This window comes from Microbacterium sp. NPDC056003, from assembly GCF_042274785.1.
Taxonomy (GTDB): Bacteria; Actinomycetota; Actinomycetes; order Actinomycetales; family Microbacteriaceae; genus Microbacterium.
In genome coordinates this window covers 644,139-663,196 of sequence record NZ_JBHJXQ010000001.1, presented here as the reverse complement: position 1 = coordinate 663,196, position 19,058 = coordinate 644,139, and the positions used below count along the sequence as shown (strand labels likewise).

Sequence of the window (19,058 nt, the reverse complement as noted above, 5' to 3'; positions counted from 1 at the left end):
CATTGCCCTATGACGCGGACAGGATCCGTCCGCAATGGTTTCTATCCTTGCCGCATGGCGAATGAACCGATCATCGAAGCGCGGGGGCTCACCAAGCGCTTCGCCGTCAAGAAGAAGACCGTCGAGGCGGTCACCGACCTCACCTTCCAGGTCGCGCGCGGCGAGCTCGTGGCGTTCCTCGGACCCAATGGCGCGGGCAAATCGACCAGCCTGCGCATGCTCACCACCCTCATCCCTCCGACCGACGGCACGGCGCGGGTCGTCGGCTTCGACATCCTGAAGCAGCCGGCCAATGTGCGGGCTCGCATCGGCTACGTCGGTCAGCTGACCAGCGGCAGCTTCTCGCAGCGCGCCCGTGACGAGCTGCTCAGTCAGGGTGCGTTCTACGGCATGTCGAAGCAGGCGAGCCGAGCCCGGGCAGACGAGCTGATCGAGTCGCTCGATCTCTCGGGGTTCGCGAACCGCTCGGTGCAGCAGCTGTCGGGCGGGCAGAAGCGACGTCTCGACGTCGCACTCGGGCTGATGCACGCGCCGCCGCTCATCTTCCTCGACGAGCCGTCGACCGGTCTCGACCCGCAGAGCCGTGCGAACCTGTGGCAGCACATCCTCGATCTGCGCGTGAAGTACGGCACGACCGTCTTCCTCACCACGCACTACCTCGAGGAGGCCGACCGCTACGCCGAGCGCGTCATGGTCATGGACAAGGGGCGGGTCATCGCCGATGACACCGCGGCCGCGCTGAAGGCGAACCTGGCCGGTGACCTGCTGACGTTCGGCTTCGGCAGCGAAACGGATGCCGCGGCCGCCGTCGCGGTCATCCAGCGCCTGACCGACCGTGAGGTGCGCTCAGAGGGCGCGGACGTGATCCTCACGGCACCCGACGGCGACGCCCTGCTGCCGGCCGCGGTGCGTGCGCTCGACGCCGCGGGCATTCGGGTGCAGCGGGCGACCGGCGTTCCGCCGACGCTCGACGACGTGTTCCTCGCCCTGACCGGGCGCACGCTGCGCGAGGCCGGCGAGGGCGAGGCGGAAGAGACAGAGGAGAACACGGATGCCTCGGCCGAGGCATCCGAATCGAGTGCCGCCGCAGACGGCGGACCGGAATCATCCGTCATGGAAGGAGTCCAGCGATGACCGCGACCGAGATCCGGCCCGACACTGCCGTGCGCGCGAACCCCGCCCGCGACACGTGGAACGTGCTGACCCGCGAGCTGAAGCCCGTTGTGCGCGACCCGTTCACGCTGATCTTCAGCCTGGTGCAGCCCCTCGTGTTCCTCGGACTCTTCGCACCGCTGCTGATCGGCTCGTCGGGCGCGCCGGTGGGGGAGACCCTGCAGTGGTTCGTGCCGGGGGTGCTCGTGATGATCGTGCTGTTCGGCACGGGCGCGACGGGCTCGAACCTGCAGTACGAGATGATGACGGGCTCTCACGAGCGCACGCTCGTCGCCCCGCTCGCACGGTCGTCGCTGCTGGTGGGCCGTGCGCTCAAGGAGATCGCGCCGATCGTGGTCCAGGCGCTCATCATCGTGCTGATCGCGTGGCCGTTCGGCTTCACCATCAACGTCCCGGGCCTCGTCATCGGTCTCGCGCTGCTCGCGGTGTTCGGGGTCGGGCTGGGCTCACTGTCGTACACGCTCGCGCTGAAGACCAAGGACCGCGAGTGGCTGTTCTGGGGCGTGCAGCAGACGCTGATCTTCCCGTTGCTGATCCTGTCGGGCATGCTGCTCCCGCTCGACGACGGCCCGGGGTGGATGAAGGCTGTCTCGACCGTCAACCCGGTGAACTGGGTGGTGCAGGCCGAGCGCGCGCTGTTCGCCGGTGACCTCGGTGCGGTCGAGGTGCTGTGGGGCTGGGTCGCCGCACTGGTGCTGGCCGCGCTCGGCCTGTGGGCCGGCATCCGGGCGATGCGCAAGAGCAGCTGACCCGGTCCCCGGACCATCCGCGGGCGCCGAGTTGCCGGTCCCGGCGGGAACGCGCGAGCGAAACCCACCAGGACTGGCAACTCTCCCGTGGATGCCGCGGCGCCGGCTCAGACGGGGAGTACTGAGCCAGCCGGAAGCGCTGAGCCGGCCGGGACCGATGTGAGATCCGTCTGCGCGACGGCGACACGATCGCCGCCGGCCATCTTCGCCTCGTACATCGCGTGATCGGCTGCGCGGATGAGCTGGTCCATGACGGCGGCCCCGTCGTTGCCGACGGTGACCACGCCGATGCTCGCGGTGATGGTGAGCTCGGGCGGCAGTTCGTCGTAAGGCTCGGCGATCGCGGCGCGGATGCGCTCTGCGAGCGCGACGGCATCGCCGGCGCTCTCCACCGCAGCGACGGCGATGAACTCGTCCCCGCCGAATCGTCCGACCACGTCCGACTGTCGCATGACGTCGCGCAGCCGTTGCCCGGTCTCGCGGAGGAGGGCGTCTCCGGCCGCGTGACCGAGGAGATCGTTCACCGGCTTGAAGCCGTCGAGGTCGATGAAGATGACGGTCAGCGCCGACTCCGCGTGGAAGAGCGTGCGCACGACGTCCTCCTCGATCAGACGCCGATTCGGAAGTCCGGTGACCTCGTCGTGCATCGCCGCGCGTCGCAGCGTGTCTTCCAGGCGGATCCGGGCGATCGCCTGGGCCGCTTGATTCGAGAGCGCGTCGGCGAGAGGGACGGCCTCTTCGTCGAACTCACGTGGATGGTCGAAGAAGCAGACCATCGAGCCGACCGCGTCACCGTGGGAATGCATCGGTGACGCGATCGCCGCGTGCACTCCGCCGGCACGGAAGACCTCGCTCATGCCGTTCGCGTATGACTCCGCCTCGTCGGGGGAGCGCACGATCAGCACCTCGCCACCGAGCATCGTGATGGTGCCGGTCGGACGAAGCCCCTCCGGCCAGTGGGCGGCGAGGGGATTCGTCCCCGCCGCCTGGAACACTCCGTCGGGTCCGCTGATGTGCACACTGACGGCGCTCGCGGCGAACGCTCGCTGCGCCACGTCCACCAGCAGCTCGGCGGCATCGAGCTCGGACCTCACGTTGCCGAACCCGACCGCGGCGTTGAGCAGGATCTGCAGTCGATGCCGCCCGCGCTCGGTCTTCGCCTCCGCGCCCCGGAATCCGAGATTGAACGCCGAGCGTGTCGACACGTCGTAGACCGCGATCCGTTCCACGCCTGACACGCTCCTGCCGAGCGACCCGACGACGACCGGGCGCACGACCCCGGACACACCGTGCAGCGTGGCATCGGTGGGACGCTGTCCGCCGGAACCGGAGAACGGCATCCGCAGCGTGAGGACCGCTCCGAGGGGACGCCCGACTACCTCATCGCGGTCGCAGTTGAGCCACTCCAGAGTCTGGGAGTCCGCGTCCACGATCATCGAGTTCTGATCGACGGCGATCTGACCGCAGGTCGCGAGACCGAGCGTGCCGCTGTTCACGAGAGCCTCCGGCTTCTGCACCGCACGCAGCGCGTCGTGACGAGACGGCAGTTAAGACGTCGCGTGGCGCAGGAGAAGGTCTCCCGCCCTTCCGATATTACGTCAAGTTAGCTAAGATGGCTAATTATTCGATGGTGGAGTACTTGCTCCCCCAGCGTGTGAGGGAGAATGGCCGCATGGCGAACGGGACACCGGAGTGGACCCTGGGGCTTGCGCTGCGCCAGTATCTGGATGCGCGCAATGCCGCGATGATGGCCGCCCGTGTCAGCCTCGGCATCAGCGACACCGATGCCCGGGCGCTGCTGTACATCGTCGCCCACCCCGGCACGCGGCCGACCGCGCTCCGCGAGTACCTCGGGATCACCGCAGCCGGAGTGACGACCTTGATCGATCGGCTGGTCGAGCGGGGCGTGGTGCGGCGGGATGTCGACCCCGACGACCGCCGCGTGAACCGCATCACGGTCACGATCGACATCGCGGCAGATCCCTGGTCGGTCCTCAACCGATTCGACGACGACTTCGAGGTGGCCGTCGGGGCCGCCGATCAGATCCTCGTCGGCCGTTCGGCCGAGCTGCTGAAGTCCCTGACCGAGGCCACGGTGGGCACGCGGCACTGACGTCGCTCAGGCGATGTCGGTGCCCTGGTACGCGCGCGACTTCTCCTCGAGGAAGGCGCACAGGTCCGCGACCGCGGCGAGCTCGGCAGACAGTTCGCGCAGCCCCGCCGGATCGAGTACCAGGATCTCTTCGCGGGGTTCCATCGTCGCGACCCACCCGGACGCATCCTGCGTCGCCGGCTGGATGAAGACGCCGGTCGGAGCATGACCGAGCCGCACGATCACCAGCCCGGTGTTCGCCCCGCCGTCTCCGTCCTGCACAGTCACGCGCGCGGCATCCGCCATAGGTCCGCCGAGAGCGCGGTACTCGGCGAGCCAAGCCTCCAACGTCTCCAGATTTCGAAACGCCATCGCGATCCTCCCCGCCACAGCTGCGACGTGAAGAGTATAGAGAACGCGGTATCCGCGCGCCGAGGACCGCACTCCCGATCCGGAATGCGCACCGATGACCCGAGTGCGGAATCTACCTGATGCCCGTCCGGAGCGTGCGCGGTTGCAATCGCGGCGCAGAACAGGTGGTCTAGGGGAGTGCTCACGTCCGAAGACCTCGCCACCGACCTGGCGGCCGCGGTCGCCGGTCCCGAGATCTTCGCCGTCTACCAGCCTCAGGTCTCGCTCGAGACGGGGTCGATCGTGGCAGCGGAGGCGCTGTGCAGGTGGGAGCACCCCCGTCGCGGCGACGTCGATCCCGAAACGATGATCGCGGTCGCCGAACGCAGCGGGGTGATCCACGCGCTCGGCCGGAGGATGCTCGCTGAGGGACTCCGTGCGCAGGCCGAGTGGCACGAAGCCGGTCGTCCGTGGGCCGTCGCCGTGAATGTCTCGCCGCTGCAGCTCGCCGACGACTCATTCGCCACGCATGTCGCCGAGGAGTGCCGGCGCCGCGGGGTCCCGACCGGGTCGCTCATCGTCGAGCTCACCGCCGACGGAGCGGTCGAGGACGCCGTTGTGCTCGGACAGCTGCGCTCGCTCGACGAGATCGGAGTGGAGGTCTCCCTTCCCGGCTACGGCGAGGGTTCGCTCCCGTCCGAGCTGCTTCCCCGCCTCCCGCTCACCGAGGTCAAGATCCCCGGTCGTCTCGTGCGGTCGGCAGAGGGGCCGGCACTGGCCGCCCTGCGCGAAGCGGTCATGGTCGCGCACGAAGCCGGGCTCCGTGTGGTGGCCGAGGGCGTCGAGACGCTGACCCACCTCGATCTCGCGGTCGAGCTGGGTTGCGATCGCGCGCAGGGCTTCCTCATCCGGCCGCCCGACTCCGAGATCGCGTTCCCGGGCAGCGGTGCGCCGAACTGACCCGGAGTCGGGGGCGACCGCACTCCGAGGACGCTGCCCACGGCTGCCCTCGACGGGTCAAAAGCACTGGTCCGGGCGATGTAACTTAGTCCAATGACGACGGCGCGACGGCGAGGCATCCTCGCTGTCATCACCGCTCTCGTGCTGCTCGCCCTCGGAACCGGACTCGGCGCCGCCGTGGGCGACGCACTCGGCATCCGAACCGAACCGGCCGAGCAGATGGCGCCCGCCGCTCCGACACCCGTCGCCGTCCCCGATCCGGTCGCGCCGCCGTCGCTCGGCGCCGTCAGTGCGCCGGAATCGCCCCGGGTCGAAGCGGCGGTGCGCGAGCTCCGTAGCGCGATCGACACTGCATCTGCGCGCGAGGGGTCCGTGACGGTGACGGTTGCGGTGATGCAGGAGGAGACCGACTCAGGCGACGGAGACATCGCGGAGCCGGACGGATATCGTCTGAGCGGGGACGCCTCCGCCCTGCGGATAGATGCCGATGCCGAGGCCGGGGCTGCGCGCGCGCTGTATGAACTCGCTGCTCAGGTGCGTACCGCGGAAGCGCTCACCGACCTCATCGGCGAGCACGCGCCATCACGTCTGCCGTTCCGCATGGTCGACATGGGAGCGGTGGGCGTCGAACCCGACCCGGCCGCCTGGGAGCCCGGCACCGACTACTCGCACGCGTCGAAGGCCTTCGACCAGGTGCTGCTGCCTGAGCCGCCCTACATCGACGAGGACGCCCTCGACGAGGCGTTCTCCGACTTCGACGTGTTCGTGCGGCACTCGCTCGCCAACGGCTTCAACGCCGTGGCCTTCCCCGGCTTCATCGAGTTCGTCGCGTTCGACGAGGTTGCCGACGGCGTCGTCTACACGCCGGGTGACGAGCACCGCGCACAGGCGCTCGCGCTGCGCGACGCATTCGGCCCCTTCTGGCAGCACGCCGACGAGCTCGGCATGGACGTCTTCCTCCGCACCGACATGCTCACCCTCACGACGCCGCTCGAGGACTACCTCGTCGACACCTTCGGGTCGCTCGACACCGAGAACCCGGCGCTGTGGGACGTCTACGCCGCCGGCCTCGACGAGCTCTACGCCGCCGAGCCGGCGCTCGACGGCATCCTCATCCGCATCGGCGAGGCGGGCGAGGTGTACGACGTCGACGGCTGGGACTACTACTCCCAGCTCGCAGTCCGCACGCCCGAGGCGGTGCGGACGATGCTCGACACCCTCAGTGCGCAGGCCGAGGCATCCGATCGGGAAGTGATCTTCCGCACGTGGAGTGTCGGGGTCGGCGCGGTCGGCGACATGCACACCGACCCCGCCTCGTACGAGGCGGTGCTCGGCGGCATCGACTCGCCGGCGCTCATCGTGTCGACGAAGTACACGCTCGGCGACTTCTACAGCTGGCTGCCGCTCAACGACACGCTCGAGCAGGGTGCGCAGCGGCGGATCGTCGAGTTCCAGTCGAGGCGCGAGTTCGAGAACTTCGGCGCGTTCCCCAACGACCTCGGCCGCGAATACCAGTACGCACTGCAGTCCCTGCTCGCCGCGAACGACCACATCGAAGGCGTCTGGGTCTGGACGCAGGACGGCGGCCCGTGGCGCGCGGGCCCCATGACGCTCTACCTCAAGGCCGGATTCTGGCAGCTGTACGAGCTCGACACCGTGGTGGCCGCGGCGCTCGCGCGCGACCCCGAGACCGACGTCGCCGACGTGACGGCCGGCTGGGCGCGACAGTGGTTCTCGGACGACCCCGAGACCGTCGCCGCGATCGTCGAGGCGATGGACCTGTCGCGCGAGGCGATCGAGCAGGGCCTCTACATCGAGCAGTTCGCCGATCAGCGAGTGTTCGCGATCGGTCTCGAGCCGCCGCCCATGATGTGGATCTTCGAGTGGGACATCCTCACCGGCGACTCCGCAGTGCTCGACGTCCTCTACGCGATCGCGCGCGACGCGACCGGGGGCGACATCGATCAGGCGATCGCGGGGGGCGAGCAGGCCGTCGCGACGGTCGAGCGCATGCGCGAGACGGTGGCGGGGACGGATGCCGCGACCTGGCGCGACCCCGCACTGCGCGACGCCTTCACCAGGACGCTCGACTACGAGGCCGACGTGCTCCGGCTGCTGGCGGCGTACCGCGCGATGATCCTGCACCAGGGGGAGTGGCACGACACGCTGTCGCCCGACGCCTACGCCGCGTGGGACGCGGACCGGGCCGAGTTCGAGGCGCTCGCCGCGGCGCACCTGGAGACGTACGAGGGCGACATCGACTACCCGGCGTACAACCTCACCGCCGCACAGCTCGGCGTGGAGCGCGCCGAGCGCGACCTGCTGATGTCGTGGCTCGCCCGCATCCTGCTCGTGCTCGCGATCGCATGGGTCGTGATCGGGATGCTCGCGGCCCGGACGAGCCTGGTGCGCCGGCCGGGTGCCGCCGCAGCCCGCGCATCATGGATCGCCTCCACGCGGCCGTGGCGCGCGCGGGAGTCGACGCTCGGCATGCTCGAGCTCGACCGCTGGCTGCTGCTGGTCATCCCGGCCGCCCTGCTCGTGGGGACGCGCGCGGTTCAGACGTCGTTCCTGTCGTGGACGCATCTCGCCGTCGTCTTCGCGGCGTGGGCGGTGTTCGCGCTCGTCGTGCGGGTCCTCGTCGGCCGGCGCTCGCCGTGGCCGGTCATCGCCGCTGTCGGCGGCGTTGTCATGCTGCGGTGCATCGTGACGCTCGTCGCGCTGTCGTTCACGGGGCCGGGCGGGTACTGGTTCGCGTTCTGGACCGAGCCCGTCTTCCGCACCGCCTACATCGCGGTCGCCTTCGCGCTGTTCGTCTGGGTGTTCGTCGCCGCCGGCTGGGCGCTGGCGGCGCAGGTGCGCGCGCCGGGCGATCGGCTACGTGCTCGCGGGCGTCGGCGCCGGCCTCGCCGTTCCCGCACTCGTCGTCGGGGCGATCGGCCTGGAGCGCGCGCTCACCCTGTGGAACGACGAGATGGGCCTGCTGCCCTGGGGTCTGGCGCGCATCCTCGGCATCACGACGTATCTGGAGATCCCGCCCGAAACACCCTGGATCGCGGCGGCGATCGGCGGTGCGTTCTTCGTGGTCGGGTTGCTGCTCGCCATGCCGTGGAAGCGGCGGGCGGGCGAGGCATCCGTCCGCTCCTGAGACGGCACGACCGGGTGCCCGGCGGTGGAGTCAGCGGACGAGGAGCTCGCCGCTGGTGATAGGCACCGCCCACCGGTTGCCCGGGGGCGGGAACGCGCAGGTGTAGTGGTCCGAGAACGCGCAGGGCGGCAAGTACGCGCGGTTGAGATCGACCTCGACGCGCCCTGCGGCGTCGGGCGCCGCGAGGCGGAGGAAGCGGAACCGGTAGCTCTCGGTGCCGCTGGTCGCATCGGAGAAAGCGGCGAAGAGCGACCCGTCGTCCTCCTGCTCGACCGTCAGCTCGAGCTGCGCTCCGTCGAGCTCGAAGACCACCGCGCCCGCGTACACGATGTCGTCTCGCCGACCGTCGACGGTACGTCGCTCGGCCGCGCGTGGCATCGCTGCGAACTCGCCGCGCACGTGGAATGCGGGATCGTAGGCAGCGCGCTCGATGGCAGAGATGCCGTGGCGGGATGCGGCAGCCGGATCCCACGCCCGCAGCGCGATCGCACCGTCACGGTCCACGGCACGCACCATGAGGTCGCCGAGATGCGTCGCCTCGCCCCGTTGCAGGCGGACCTCGCCGGGCGTCTGGCGGCCGACGGCGGCGTTGCCATCAGCCCGCCACCAGCCGGGGAGACCGTCGTACTCGCGCTCGACGTCGTCGAGCCAGTGGGTGGCAGCGAGCGCGGCGATGCCATGCGGTGCCCAGACGGCGGCATCCCTCGTCGCGGTCCAGCGATCGTGCGCGGCGTTCATGCGTCCCATCCTCGTGGTCGATGGCGGCGAGTATCGAACCGATACATATTGTTACACCATCGAAATCTGAGTGTGAATAGCATCCTCCTATGGACAGCATTGATGCACCGGAGATCGATGCACTGACGCGTGCCCTAGATGTCCACTCGCTGCGGATCCTGGTCGCGATCGACCAGGAGGGGTCCATCAGCGCCGCCGCCCGTGCGCTCGGCTTCACTCAGCCGACGATCACCCAGCACGTGCAGCGGCTCGAAGCGCGGCTCGGCGCCACCCTCGTCGCCCGCACCGCCCGAGCTGCGACCCTCACTCCCGTCGGCGCGCTGCTGGCGCAGCACGCGCCGCGCATCGACGCCAGCCTCACAGCCGCGGCGACCGAGCTCGCGCGCGTCCTCGGCAGGAGGGCGGGAGTCGTCCGCATCGCCGCGCCCGTCGAATGCGTGGCACACGTCATCGCACCGGCCTTCGCACGCCTGGCGGCCGAGATCCCGGGGATCGAGGTGTCGGTCCACGAGACCGACGACACGACCGCGGCTCTCGAGCTGGTGCGCGGCGGTCGGGCCGACGTCGCCGTCACGATCGATGTAGCCGCCGCCGGCAGCCGTCGTCGCCCGGCGCCGCGTCGTGCCGGCGCGCGCTCGACGTTCCTCTTCGCCGAGGAAGTCGTCGCCCTCACCGTCGCCGACGTGGATGCGCCCGCCGGCCGTCTCGACCCCCGCGCGCTGAGCGGCCTGCCCTGGATTCGCGGGCGCGGCACGTGCAGTGACGTCGTCGCGGAGGCGATCGGCCGCATCGAGCGCGCCGATGACATCGTCACCGGCCGCCCAGACGCCGCGATCGCGCTGGCCGCCCACGGTGTCGGCACGGCGTTCGTCGCCGAGTCCGACCTCGCCGGCATCACCTTGCCGAACGGGCTTCGCGCCTTCGGCCTCTCCCCGTCGTTCACCCGCCGGACATCGGCGACGACCCTGCTCGAGGCCGCGGAGATCCCCGCTGTCGCCGCAGCCATCCGCACGCTCGCATCCCACCGACCCACCACGGCGGAGGTCGAGGCCACTCTCGACGCCCGTCGGCGCAGCGAGAGCCATCGCGCCAGATTCCGCACCGCCGCACCCCTACCCGAGGAGAACCCCGCCATGCCGTTCCCGTCCACCGCCCGCCTGGCGCAGGCCGCCACAGTCGCCGCAGCGAGCGCGCTGCTGCTGACCGCGTGCGCAAGTGCCACGCCTGAGAACACCACCGCCCCCGACTCCGGCGCCGAGATCGAGCACATCACGGTCGCGCTGCCCGGCTCCCTGTCGAGCCTCTACGTCGGCCAGGAGGCCGGCATCCTCAACTACTACATCGCCTCCATCGCGCAGGAGGGGCTCGTCTCCATCGACGCCCAGGGTCGGGTGCAGCCCGGCCTCGCCGAGTCGTGGGAGCAGACCGACGAGCTCACCTACGTGTACGAACTGCGCGACGATGCCTCGTTCCAGGACGGCACCCCGGTCACCGCCGACGACGTGGTGTTCAGCCTCGAGCAGGCGCGCGATGAGACCAGCTCGCCGGGCCTGGCGTACTACCTCACCAACGTCGACACGATCGAGAAGACCGGCGACGCCGAGGTGACGATCACGCTGACGGAGCCCGATGCGGCGTTCGCGTCGAACATGAGCACCGGCGGCGCCGCCTTCGTCACCTCGAAGGCGTTCTGGGAGGAGCACGACGGTAAGGTCGGCACGCCAGACGCATTGCTCCTCGGATCGGGCCCCTACCAGGTGACCGAGTTCGCACCCGACTCGCACGTGACCTTCGAGCGTGTCGACACGTGGTGGGGCGAACTGCCGAAGGTCAAGGAGATCACGGTCAACTTCGTGCCCGACGAGTCCACGCGACTTCTCGCGGCACAGTCGGGCGACGTCGATGTGGCCTTCAACGTCCCGCTGGCGCAGTCGCAGCAGTGGGAGAACCTCGACACGATGCGCGTGGACTACGTCAACGATCTGTCGTACGTGGGCCTCTACTTCAACACCAACGTCGCGCCGTTCGACGACCCGAAGGTGCGGGAGGCATTCGCCCACGCGGTCGACCGGGAGGCGTACGTCGACAAGCTCCTGCGTGGCCACGGCGAGGCGGCGACGGCCATCATGACGCCCGAGTCGCTCGGTGCCGCCTATGACGCCGAGGAAGCGCGCGACGTGCTCGCCGACATCCCTCAGTGGGACTACGACCTGGATGCCGCGAAGGCCGCGCTCGCCGCGTCGTCGGTCCCCGACGGGTTCGAGGCCGAGCTGCTGACCCCGAACACCGGCCCGCAGCTGGGCACGGCCGCGCAGGCCCTCGCGCAGAACCTGGAAGAGGTCGGGATCACGCTGAACGTCCGTGAGGTGCCGATCGAGGAGTGGCTCGCGAGCCTGGACGCCTCGTCCGACCACGGCGTCAACCTGATGTGGTACTTCTCGACGCTCGGCGACCCGGCCGAGGTGCCCAGCTACCTCTTGGGCGCCGGCAACCCCGCCGGGTATGACAACCCCGCGATCGTCGACTTGATCGCACAGGCGGGCGCGGCCTCCGACCCCGCAGCGCGCATCGACCTGCTCGTGCAGGCCGAGACGCTGCAGGCCGAGGACGCGATCAACGTCCCGCTGTGGTGGGGCCAGTCCGCCACGGCCTTCGCGAAGAACCTGGGCATGAACGACTACAGCTCGTTCGCCTTCATCTCTTCGTGGCCGACCCAGCTGTACCGGGCGGGTCAGTGACCCAGCCCCTCCCCGTCCGAGCGCGCGCATCGCGGTACCGGTCCGTGGGCCGGCTGCTGGTGGTGCGCGTGCTCGGCGTGCTCGCCGTGCTGCTCGTGCTGTCGGTCGTCATCTTCTCCCTGATGCACCTTGCTCCCGGTGACATCGTCAAGAACCTGCTCGGCAATCGCCCGACCTCGCCGGAGGCGGTGGCGGCGATCCGCGAGCAGTACAACCTCGACGACCCGGTGTGGCTGCAGTACCTCAAGTGGCTCGGCGCCTTCCTCGTCGGCGACCTGGGTCAGTCCATCCGCCTCCAGGTCCCCGTCGCGGACGCCATCGGCCAGCGTGTGGGCCTCACACTGACCCTCTGCGCACTGTCGTTCGTGATCGCCGTCGTCGTCGCCGTCCCGCTCGGCGTGCACAGCGCCGTACGCGCGGGCGGGTGGGCCGACCGCACCGCCAACAGCCTCGCGGTGCTCGGGCTGAGCGCCCCGACCTTCGCGGTCGGCCTGCTGCTGCTGTACGCGTTCGCGTACTACCTGCGGATCTTCCCCGTCTACGGCGCGGGATCCGGCGGGCTCGACACCCTCTGGCATCTCGTGCTCCCGGCGGTGACCCTGGCCCTCGGGCTCGGGGCGATCGTGGTGAAGCTCACCCGCACGGCGATGATCCGCGAGCTCGAGTCGGACTACGTGACCTCCGCCCGGGCTCGCGGGATCCCGGAGCCGCAGGTGCAGCGCATCGCGCTGCGCAACGCGGCCATCCCGATCGTGACCGGAGCGAGTCTCGTGCTCACCTTCCTCGTCGGCGGCACCGTGCTCGCCGAGACCACGTACGCGCTTCCCGGGCTCGGGACCCTGCTGCAGGACTCCGTCCTCTTCAAGGACATCGCCGTCGTGCAGTCGCTGACGCTGCTGGTCGCCGTGGTCATCGCGGTGATCGCGCTGCTGGCCGACCTCGCGTACCTGCTCCTCGATCCCCGCATCCGCCGAGGAGGGCTGCCCGCATGACCGCCGCGATCGATCTGCTCGCCGCGCCCACGCGCCGTCGTCGTCGCCGCCCGTCCGTCACCGTGGTCTTCGCGCTCGTCGTGCTCGCCGTCACGGCGTTCGCCGTCGTGTTCGGCGGCATCCTCTACCCCGACGCCATGCGGCAGGACATCCTCTCCGGGCTGCTGCCCCCCGGAACCCCCGGGCACCTGCTGGGCACGGACGAACTCGGCCGCGACGTGTGGGCGATGACCGTCGCGGGCGCAGCATCCGCTCTCATCGGGCCCCTCTGCGTTGCGCTCGGCTCGATGGTCCTCGGGATCGTCCTGGGCACTCTCGCCGGCTACGAGCGCGGCTGGCTCGATGTCGTCATCAGCCGCTGGACCGACCTGCTCCTCGCCCTCCCGGTGCTGCTGGCCGCGATCGTCGTGTCGGGCGTCTTCGGCGGCGGGTACTGGGTCACGGTGGGGCTGCTGATCCTGCTGTTCTCCCCGTCCGACATCCGCATCGTCCGCGCCGGCGTGCTGGAGCAGTCCGCCCGGCCGTACATCGAAGCGGCACGGATGCTGTCGCTCTCGCGCTGGCGGGTCATGTTCCGGCACATCCTCCCCAACGTCTCGACCCTGGTGCTCACCAACGTCATGCTCAACGTCGCCTTCGCGATCGTCGCCTTCTCATCGCTGTCGTTCCTCGGCGTGGGTGTGCCGCCCGGCATCCCGGACTGGGGCCGTCAGCTCACCGACAACCGCGCGATCATGTTCGACAACCCGGCGGCCGTCGTCGTCCCGGCCGTGCTCATCATCCTCGTCGCCTCCGCGGTCAACCTCGTCGGCGACTGGGCAGGGCAGCGCCTCTCACAGGTGGGGAAGACGCTGTGAGCGGTGTCGAGATCACGGGGCTCACCGTCATCGGCCACGACGGCCCGATGGTGCAGCCGATCGATGCCGTCATCGAGGCCGGACACACGCTCGCGCTGATCGGCGAGTCCGGTTCGGGCAAGACCCTCACCGCGAAGGCGCTCATCGGCCTCCTGCCTCGCGGCTTCCGTGCCGAGGGCAGCGTGCGGATCGGCGAGCGAGAGCTCGCGCTCGATTCGTCTCAGCCGGCGTGGCGGTCGGCGCGCGGCGGCACGGTGACGCTCCTGCTCCAGGACCCGTTCACCAGTCTGTCGCCGGTGCACCGCTGCGGCGACCAGATCGGGTGGACCCTGGATGCCGCGGCCGGCCGCCGCCTGCCCCGGGCCGAGCGCGATCGCCTCGTCGCCGAACGCCTGGACGAGGTGAAGCTGCCGGCGCACGTCGCCCGCTCCTTCCCGCACCAGCTCTCGGGGGGCATGCGTCAGCGCGTCGCGATCGCGGCCGCGCTCGCCGCAGACCCGCAGCTGATCATCGCCGACGAGCCGACGACCGCCCTGGATGCCTCGAACCAGGCGGAGATCCTCGACCTGCTGCGCAGCGTCCAGCGGGCCCGGAGCCTGTGCGTCATCCTCATCTCCCATGATCTCGGCATGGTGCGCGGGCGCACCGACGACGTGCTCGTGATGCGTCACGGCGAAGTGGTCGAACGCGGCGCGACGGCGGACGTGCTCGCCGCGCCGCAGCATCCGTACACTCGTGCTCTCATCGAGGCGGACCCCACGATGACCGTCGCGCCGCCGCCCGCGGCCGCGACGCCCGTCGACGAGGCCGGGCTGCTGCTGAGCGCGAGCGGCGTGGACAAGCACTTCGGCGAACGGCAGGTGCTCGACGGCGTCGCCCTCGACATCGCGCCGGGGCAGATCGCGGGGGTGGTGGGGGAGTCCGGTTCGGGCAAGTCGACGTTCGCGCGGTGCATCGCCGGCCTCGAATCCGAGGATGCCGGGTCGATCGTGTTCGACGGCGTGCCGCTGGCGCCGGGTCGGCGCTCCCGCGCCCCGGAGCAGATGCAGATCGTCTTCCAGGATCCGTACTCCTCGTTGAACCCGATGATGTCGATCGGCGCGATCCTCCGTGAGGCGCTGGGCGTCGCGGGGAGGCCCGCAACCGAGGTCGCCGAGCTCCTGACGACGGTGGGGCTTCCCGCCGACTTCGCCCGCAAGCGTCCCGCGGAGCTCTCCGGCGGACAGCGTCAGCGCGTCGCGATCGCCCGCGCGCTCGCGCCCCGTCCGCGCCTGCTCATCTGCGACGAGTCCGTGTCGGCGCTCGACGTATCGGTGCAGTCGCAGATCCTCACCCTGCTGACGCGGCTGCGCGATGAACTGGGCATCGCGATCCTGTTCATCTCCCACGACCTGGCCGTGGTCCGGATGCTGGCAGACACCGTGACCGTCCTCTGGAATGGCCGTGTCGTCGAGACCGGCCCGTGCGCCCAGGTGCTGACCGAGCCCCGTCACGAGTACACGGCCCTCCTCGTCGCCGCCGCGCGACGCGAGAACACCCATCCCGCCCTCGAATCCCCGAAGAAGGACTGATATGCCCGCTTCCCTCCGCGTCGACTCCTCGTCACCGGCATCCGTCGCCGATGAGCTCGAGGGGATGGGCCTGCCGGCCGAGCGACTCGAGCCCTGGCGCCTCGCTCGCGAGGAGTATCGCCCGGCCGCGTGGGTCGCCCGCGGCGTCGACGATGCGATGCTCGCCGCCGTTCTCACCCGCGGCCGCCCCGCGACCGCGGCCATCAAGATCACGGACGTCTGGTGCGCCGACGAGTCCGCCGCCGCGGGTCTCGTGGACGCGGTCGCCGAGCACGCGCTCGCGCACGGCGATGTGGCGCTCAAGTGGGAGATCCACGCGGGTGGGGAGCTGCCCGCGTACGCCGCACATCTCGGCTTCCTGCCGATGCGTCGACCGTGGGCGGCGGTGGGCACCGAGAACGTCCGCGGATACGTGCGCTGGCTGGTCCCGGCAGCGCACGACGAGCCGGGCTACTACGCCCAGACCACGCTGTTCACGTGCGGGGCGGTCGCCGCGCTCATCGCCGCCGAGGGCAGCGCGGCGGGCGGCTTCGGTGCGGGTGTCGCTGACCGCGACGTGGAGCTCGGCTTCTGGCGCCGGGCGAGCAACTACCCGGCCTGCGAGCCGATCGGCCTGGCGGTCGCGCTGCACGACCACCTCGGCGATGCTCCCGTCGAGGTCGCGCTCGACTCCGAGGGGCCGGTCCTGATCGAGAACTTCACGGGCTTCGACCGGTCCTTCCGGGCCGAGCTGCAGGAGGATTCCCTCCGCCAGGCGCGGGAACGCGGCATCCCGGTCCGTCGCGACCGCGTCGACATCGATGAAGTCGTTCGCCGCGTCGACGCGGGCGAGCACGCGCTGCTGCTCATCGACGAGGAGCCCATGCACGGCGAGACCGGTCCGCACTGGGTCGTCGCCCACGCTCGCGTCGGCGACACGCTGGTCGTCGAGGATCCGTGGGTGGGCGTCGACGCGGGCGAGACCTGGGTCGACAGTCACGAACTGCCCATCCATCCGGACGATCTCGATCGCCTCGTGCGCTGGAGCGACGACGCTTACCGCGGCGTCATCTTCACCCGAGTCGGCTGAACGTCGGGGCCACCGGATGCCTTCGGGCGAGGCATCCGTCCCCTCCTGAGACGGCACCACCGGGTGCCCGGCGGCGGAGTCAGCGGGAGGTGAGCGTGCGGTCGAACGCGCCCTCGCGCGTCGAGACGATGTCCTTGCCGAGCGGCATGAGCGAGATCGGCACCATCTTGAAGTCGGCGATCGCCAGCGGGATGCCGATGATCGTGATGAAGAGCGCGATGCCCGATGCGATGTGCGCGAGTGCCAGCCACCAGCCGGCGAAGATCACCCAGATCACGTTGCCGAGGAATGAGCCGACCCCGGCGCTCGGCTTCGCGACGATCGTGCGGCCGAAGGGCCACAGCGCGTAGTTCGCGGTGCGGAACGATGCGATCGCCCACGGGATCGTGATGATCGGGATGCACAGCAGGATGCCCGCGAGCACGTAGGCGAGGAAGAGCCAGAGTCCGGCGAGGATGAGCCAGATGATGTTCAGGACGGTGCGCACGGGTACATCCTGCCAACGCTCCCTGATCGAAAGCCCGGCGCGGTCATCGTTCTACGGCCATGCGCAGCTGGGCGCTGCGCAGCAGCGCGACGCCACCCAGGATCAGCAGCAGCACGCCGCCGGCCAGGACGGTGACCCCGATCACCCATCCCGGCTGGAGATCGGCCGGCGACAGGGAGCGAAGCCACTCCCGGACGGCATCGAGACGGGATGCCTCCGCCAGCACCCACAGCGCGAATCCGGCGAGCATGGCGAAGACCGCGCCCCAGACGATGCCCGCCCAGCGCACCCGCGGTTCGGCGAGTGCGGCCGGCGATGCGGCGACGGCCGCGGCGTCCGTCGGTCCGGCTGTTGCGACGGGGGGCGGGGCGAGCGCAAGGGGCGGCGGAGCAAGGGGGGCGGGCGAGAGGGGCGCGGTGGGTTCGGTGTCCATGGTGGTGTCCGTTCAGGGCTGGGAGATGGAGACGGAAACCGTGCCGGACTGCTGGTCCAGGACGACGGTCTGCCGCGTGGGTGGCACGTCGGAGTCGGGACGCGCCGTGTCGATGCGCTGGCGGACGCTCGTACGGCCGTCGGCGAGCTCCGCTCCCTCCCATTCGCCGCCCGACATGTATTCGCCGGTCCGATCGTCGACGGTGGACCACTCCACGCCGTCGGGGCTTGTGACCTGCAGGGTCAGGATGACGCCGGCGCCGACCCAGATATCGGTGGAGCCGCTGCGCTTGTCGACCCGGATGGTGTCGGCTCTTGTCCCGCCGTCGGTGTCGCCGACGTCGCCGATGTCGATGTTGAGGTGCCCCCAGACCTGGGTGAACTCCCGCGGATCCCACGACCCGACGTTCGTGTCGCCGAACACGATGCCGCGCGTCACCGGCACGGCCGTCGTGCTTGCGCCGGCGATCAGCAGCGCGACGGCGAGGAAGGCGAGGAAACCGCTGCGGCGGCGCAGCGCCCCGGCGACGACCATCGCGAGCGCGACGACCAGCGCCGCCGCGAAGAGTCCGACGGCGACCGCGACGAGCGGCTCGCCCGGCTCCAGTGCGCCGCGCCACAGCGACGACGCCGCGCCGACGACGAGCGCGGCCCCCATGACGAACACGACCGAGCCGAAGCTCGTGCGGGGGTTCGAGGCGCGGCGCAGACGGCGCTGCTCCGCTGCCTCGGCGGTGAACGCGGCCATCGCCGCAGTGCGTTCGGCCCGTGCCTGCTCGCGCGCGGCGCGCTCGGCATCCTGCTGCTGGCGACGCCACGCCTGGTCGTGCTGCTTCCACGCTGCATGCTGCTCGCGCCACGCGGCGAGCTCGGCATCCGTGGCGCCGGAGGGCGCCGCCGGTTCGAGGGGAGGGGGCATCAGGGCGGATCCGGCGGCCGACGATGCTGAGTCGTCGGCGCTCGCCGGATCCGCCGTCGCGCGGACGCCCGAATCGTCCTGCGCGTGTGCGCCGGCGTCGCCCGGGTCCGCGGAAGCCCTTCGCGGATCCATCCCGGGCGGCATGCCGGACGTGGGGGCGCGGTGCGAGGAGGACCGCGCAATGAGGTAGATGACGCCGCCGATCACGGCGACTGTGACGAGGGTCCAGAACGCACCCCACGGTGACCAGTCGAAGAACGGACCGAAGGGCAGGGCGGCGGCGAAGAACCACGGCACGACGGGGAAGATGCCGATGAGCAGCATGAGGCCGATGCCCACCATGGCCGGGTCGAAGCGGCGGTCGACCAGATCCCGCAGGTGGATCCTCCCCGACAGGTCGGGCAGAAGCGCCCACGCGAGCGCGTAGACGAGGAACATCGGCAGCCCGAACAGCGCCGCGACCACGAAGATCCCACGGACGATGATCGGGTCGATCCCGACGCGGGCGGCGAGGCCCGCGCACACGCCGCCGATCCAGCCGTCGCCGCGGGCGAGCCCGAGGTCGGTGAGCCAGGCGAAGAAGCGGTCCCACGACGGAGCACGGCCACCGGGAGCGGGCGGAGGCGGTCCGGGGTCGGCGAGGGGCGCAGCATCCGGTGCGGCAGTCGAATCGGTCATGCTTCGATCCTGCGGCTCCCTCACCGGCGCTCGCCATGGGGTGATCCCCTGAGCCGACCCTGATCTTCGCCCCTGACGTGCGGCGCGCGAACCTGGGGGTGGTT

Annotated in this window: 16 protein-coding genes; 10 read left to right on the top strand and 6 right to left on the bottom strand. The window is 70.5% G+C overall.

From position 1 onward, the window contains the following. Positions 1–54 precede the first annotated feature (54 nt). Both ACFC1W_RS03065 and ACFC1W_RS03060 read left to right on the top strand, forming a co-directional pair. The gene (locus ACFC1W_RS03065; protein ID WP_375988530.1) at positions 55–1,134 is read left to right on the top strand and encodes an ATP-binding cassette domain-containing protein; all 1,080 of its coding nucleotides are present in this window, start codon (positions 55–57) and stop codon (positions 1,132–1,134) included. Further along, on the top strand, positions 1,131–1,922 hold the full coding sequence (locus tag ACFC1W_RS03060) for an ABC transporter permease (protein ID WP_241112826.1): 792 nt from the start codon (positions 1,131–1,133) through the stop codon (positions 1,920–1,922). The genes ACFC1W_RS03065 and ACFC1W_RS03060 overlap by 4 nt, the downstream gene beginning before the upstream one ends. A gap of 107 nt (positions 1,923–2,029) precedes the next feature. Here ACFC1W_RS03060 and ACFC1W_RS03055 read toward each other — a convergent pair whose 3' ends face one another. Continuing rightward, complete coding sequence (locus ACFC1W_RS03055; protein ID WP_375988527.1) at positions 2,030–3,418, bottom strand: diguanylate cyclase; 1,389 nt, start codon at positions 3,416–3,418, stop codon at positions 2,030–2,032. A 176-nt stretch (positions 3,419–3,594) separates the two neighbouring features. On the opposite strand from ACFC1W_RS03055, the gene ACFC1W_RS03050 reads away from it, so the two are divergent. Continuing rightward, entirely contained in the window at positions 3,595–4,035 is a 441-nt protein-coding gene (locus ACFC1W_RS03050; RefSeq protein WP_375988525.1) for a MarR family transcriptional regulator, read from the top strand. Positions 4,036–4,041: 6 nt separating this feature from the next. Here the strand turns inward: ACFC1W_RS03050 and ACFC1W_RS03045 are convergent, their stop codons facing one another. Then, a complete protein-coding gene (locus ACFC1W_RS03045; RefSeq protein ID WP_375988522.1) occupies positions 4,042–4,386 on the bottom strand; it encodes a hypothetical protein in 345 nt (114 codons plus the stop codon). 177 nt (positions 4,387–4,563) lie between these two features. On the opposite strand from ACFC1W_RS03045, the gene ACFC1W_RS03040 reads away from it, so the two are divergent. After that, positions 4,564–5,325, top strand: a complete 762-nt coding sequence (locus ACFC1W_RS03040) for an EAL domain-containing protein (RefSeq protein ID WP_375988520.1) — start codon at positions 4,564–4,566, stop codon at positions 5,323–5,325. Positions 5,326–5,418: 93 nt separating this feature from the next. Then, on the top strand, positions 5,419–8,532 hold the full coding sequence (locus ACFC1W_RS03035) for a hypothetical protein (protein WP_375988517.1): 3,114 nt from the start codon (positions 5,419–5,421) through the stop codon (positions 8,530–8,532). On the opposite strand, the gene ACFC1W_RS03030 is transcribed toward ACFC1W_RS03035, so the two are convergent. Further along, entirely contained in the window at positions 8,504–9,211 is a 708-nt protein-coding gene (locus ACFC1W_RS03030) for a DUF1684 domain-containing protein (RefSeq protein WP_375988514.1), read from the bottom strand. The genes ACFC1W_RS03035 and ACFC1W_RS03030 overlap by 29 nt on opposite strands. Positions 9,212–9,300: 89 nt before the next feature. Between ACFC1W_RS03030 and ACFC1W_RS03025 the strand changes: the two genes are divergently transcribed. From ACFC1W_RS03025 to ACFC1W_RS03005, 5 genes are read left to right on the top strand one after another with little or no spacing between them, the layout of a single operon-like run. Then, on the top strand, positions 9,301–11,949 hold the full coding sequence (locus ACFC1W_RS03025; protein ID WP_375988512.1) for an ABC transporter substrate-binding protein: 2,649 nt from the start codon (positions 9,301–9,303) through the stop codon (positions 11,947–11,949). Next, positions 11,946–12,941: an ABC transporter permease gene (locus ACFC1W_RS03020; RefSeq protein ID WP_375988509.1), complete on the top strand. Its 996-nt coding sequence runs from the start codon at positions 11,946–11,948 to the stop codon at positions 12,939–12,941. The genes ACFC1W_RS03025 and ACFC1W_RS03020 overlap by 4 nt, the downstream gene beginning before the upstream one ends. After that, complete coding sequence (locus tag ACFC1W_RS03015; RefSeq protein WP_375988506.1) at positions 12,938–13,798, top strand: ABC transporter permease; 861 nt, start codon at positions 12,938–12,940, stop codon at positions 13,796–13,798. The genes ACFC1W_RS03020 and ACFC1W_RS03015 overlap by 4 nt, the downstream gene beginning before the upstream one ends. After that, a complete protein-coding gene (locus ACFC1W_RS03010) occupies positions 13,795–15,369 on the top strand; it encodes an ATP-binding cassette domain-containing protein (RefSeq protein WP_375988503.1) in 1,575 nt (524 codons plus the stop codon). Before ACFC1W_RS03015 ends, ACFC1W_RS03010 begins: the two co-directional genes overlap by 4 nt. 1 nt (position 15,370) lies before the next feature. Continuing rightward, positions 15,371–16,438: a peptidase C39 family protein gene (locus ACFC1W_RS03005; protein ID WP_375988500.1), complete on the top strand. Its 1,068-nt coding sequence runs from the start codon at positions 15,371–15,373 to the stop codon at positions 16,436–16,438. Positions 16,439–16,517: 79 nt separating this feature from the next. Here ACFC1W_RS03005 and ACFC1W_RS03000 read toward each other — a convergent pair whose 3' ends face one another. From ACFC1W_RS03000 to ACFC1W_RS02990, 3 genes are read right to left on the bottom strand one after another with little or no spacing between them, the layout of a single operon-like run. Beyond that, positions 16,518–16,925, bottom strand: coding sequence for a YccF domain-containing protein (locus ACFC1W_RS03000; RefSeq protein WP_375988497.1), 408 nt, complete (start codon positions 16,923–16,925; stop codon positions 16,518–16,520). 43 nt (positions 16,926–16,968) lie between these two features. Next, positions 16,969–17,358, bottom strand: a complete 390-nt coding sequence (locus tag ACFC1W_RS02995) for a hypothetical protein (protein WP_375988494.1) — start codon at positions 17,356–17,358, stop codon at positions 16,969–16,971. 12 nt (positions 17,359–17,370) lie between these two features. Then, on the bottom strand, positions 17,371–18,954 hold the full coding sequence (locus ACFC1W_RS02990) for a PspC domain-containing protein (protein WP_375988491.1): 1,584 nt from the start codon (positions 18,952–18,954) through the stop codon (positions 17,371–17,373). Positions 18,955–19,058: the final 104 nt, after the last annotated feature.

Coding starts and splice junctions, on each gene's coding strand:
- ACFC1W_RS03065 (WP_375988530.1), top strand. CDS start 55: ATGGCGAATGAACCGATCATCGAAGCGCGGGGGCTCACCAAGCGCTTC.
- ACFC1W_RS03060 (WP_241112826.1), top strand. CDS start 1,131: ATGACCGCGACCGAGATCCGGCCCGACACTGCCGTGCGCGCGAACCCC.
- ACFC1W_RS03050 (WP_375988525.1), top strand. CDS start 3,595: ATGGCGAACGGGACACCGGAGTGGACCCTGGGGCTTGCGCTGCGCCAG.
- ACFC1W_RS03045 (WP_375988522.1), bottom strand. CDS start 4,386: ATGGCGTTTCGAAATCTGGAGACGTTGGAGGCTTGGCTCGCCGAGTAC.
- ACFC1W_RS03035 (WP_375988517.1), top strand. CDS start 5,419: ATGACGACGGCGCGACGGCGAGGCATCCTCGCTGTCATCACCGCTCTC.
- ACFC1W_RS03030 (WP_375988514.1), bottom strand. CDS start 9,211: ATGAACGCCGCGCACGATCGCTGGACCGCGACGAGGGATGCCGCCGTC.
- ACFC1W_RS03025 (WP_375988512.1), top strand. CDS start 9,301: ATGGACAGCATTGATGCACCGGAGATCGATGCACTGACGCGTGCCCTA.
- ACFC1W_RS03015 (WP_375988506.1), top strand. CDS start 12,938: ATGACCGCCGCGATCGATCTGCTCGCCGCGCCCACGCGCCGTCGTCGT.
- ACFC1W_RS03005 (WP_375988500.1), top strand. CDS start 15,371: ATGCCCGCTTCCCTCCGCGTCGACTCCTCGTCACCGGCATCCGTCGCC.
- ACFC1W_RS02995 (WP_375988494.1), bottom strand. CDS start 17,358: ATGGACACCGAACCCACCGCGCCCCTCTCGCCCGCCCCCCTTGCTCCG.
- ACFC1W_RS02990 (WP_375988491.1), bottom strand. CDS start 18,954: ATGACCGATTCGACTGCCGCACCGGATGCTGCGCCCCTCGCCGACCCC.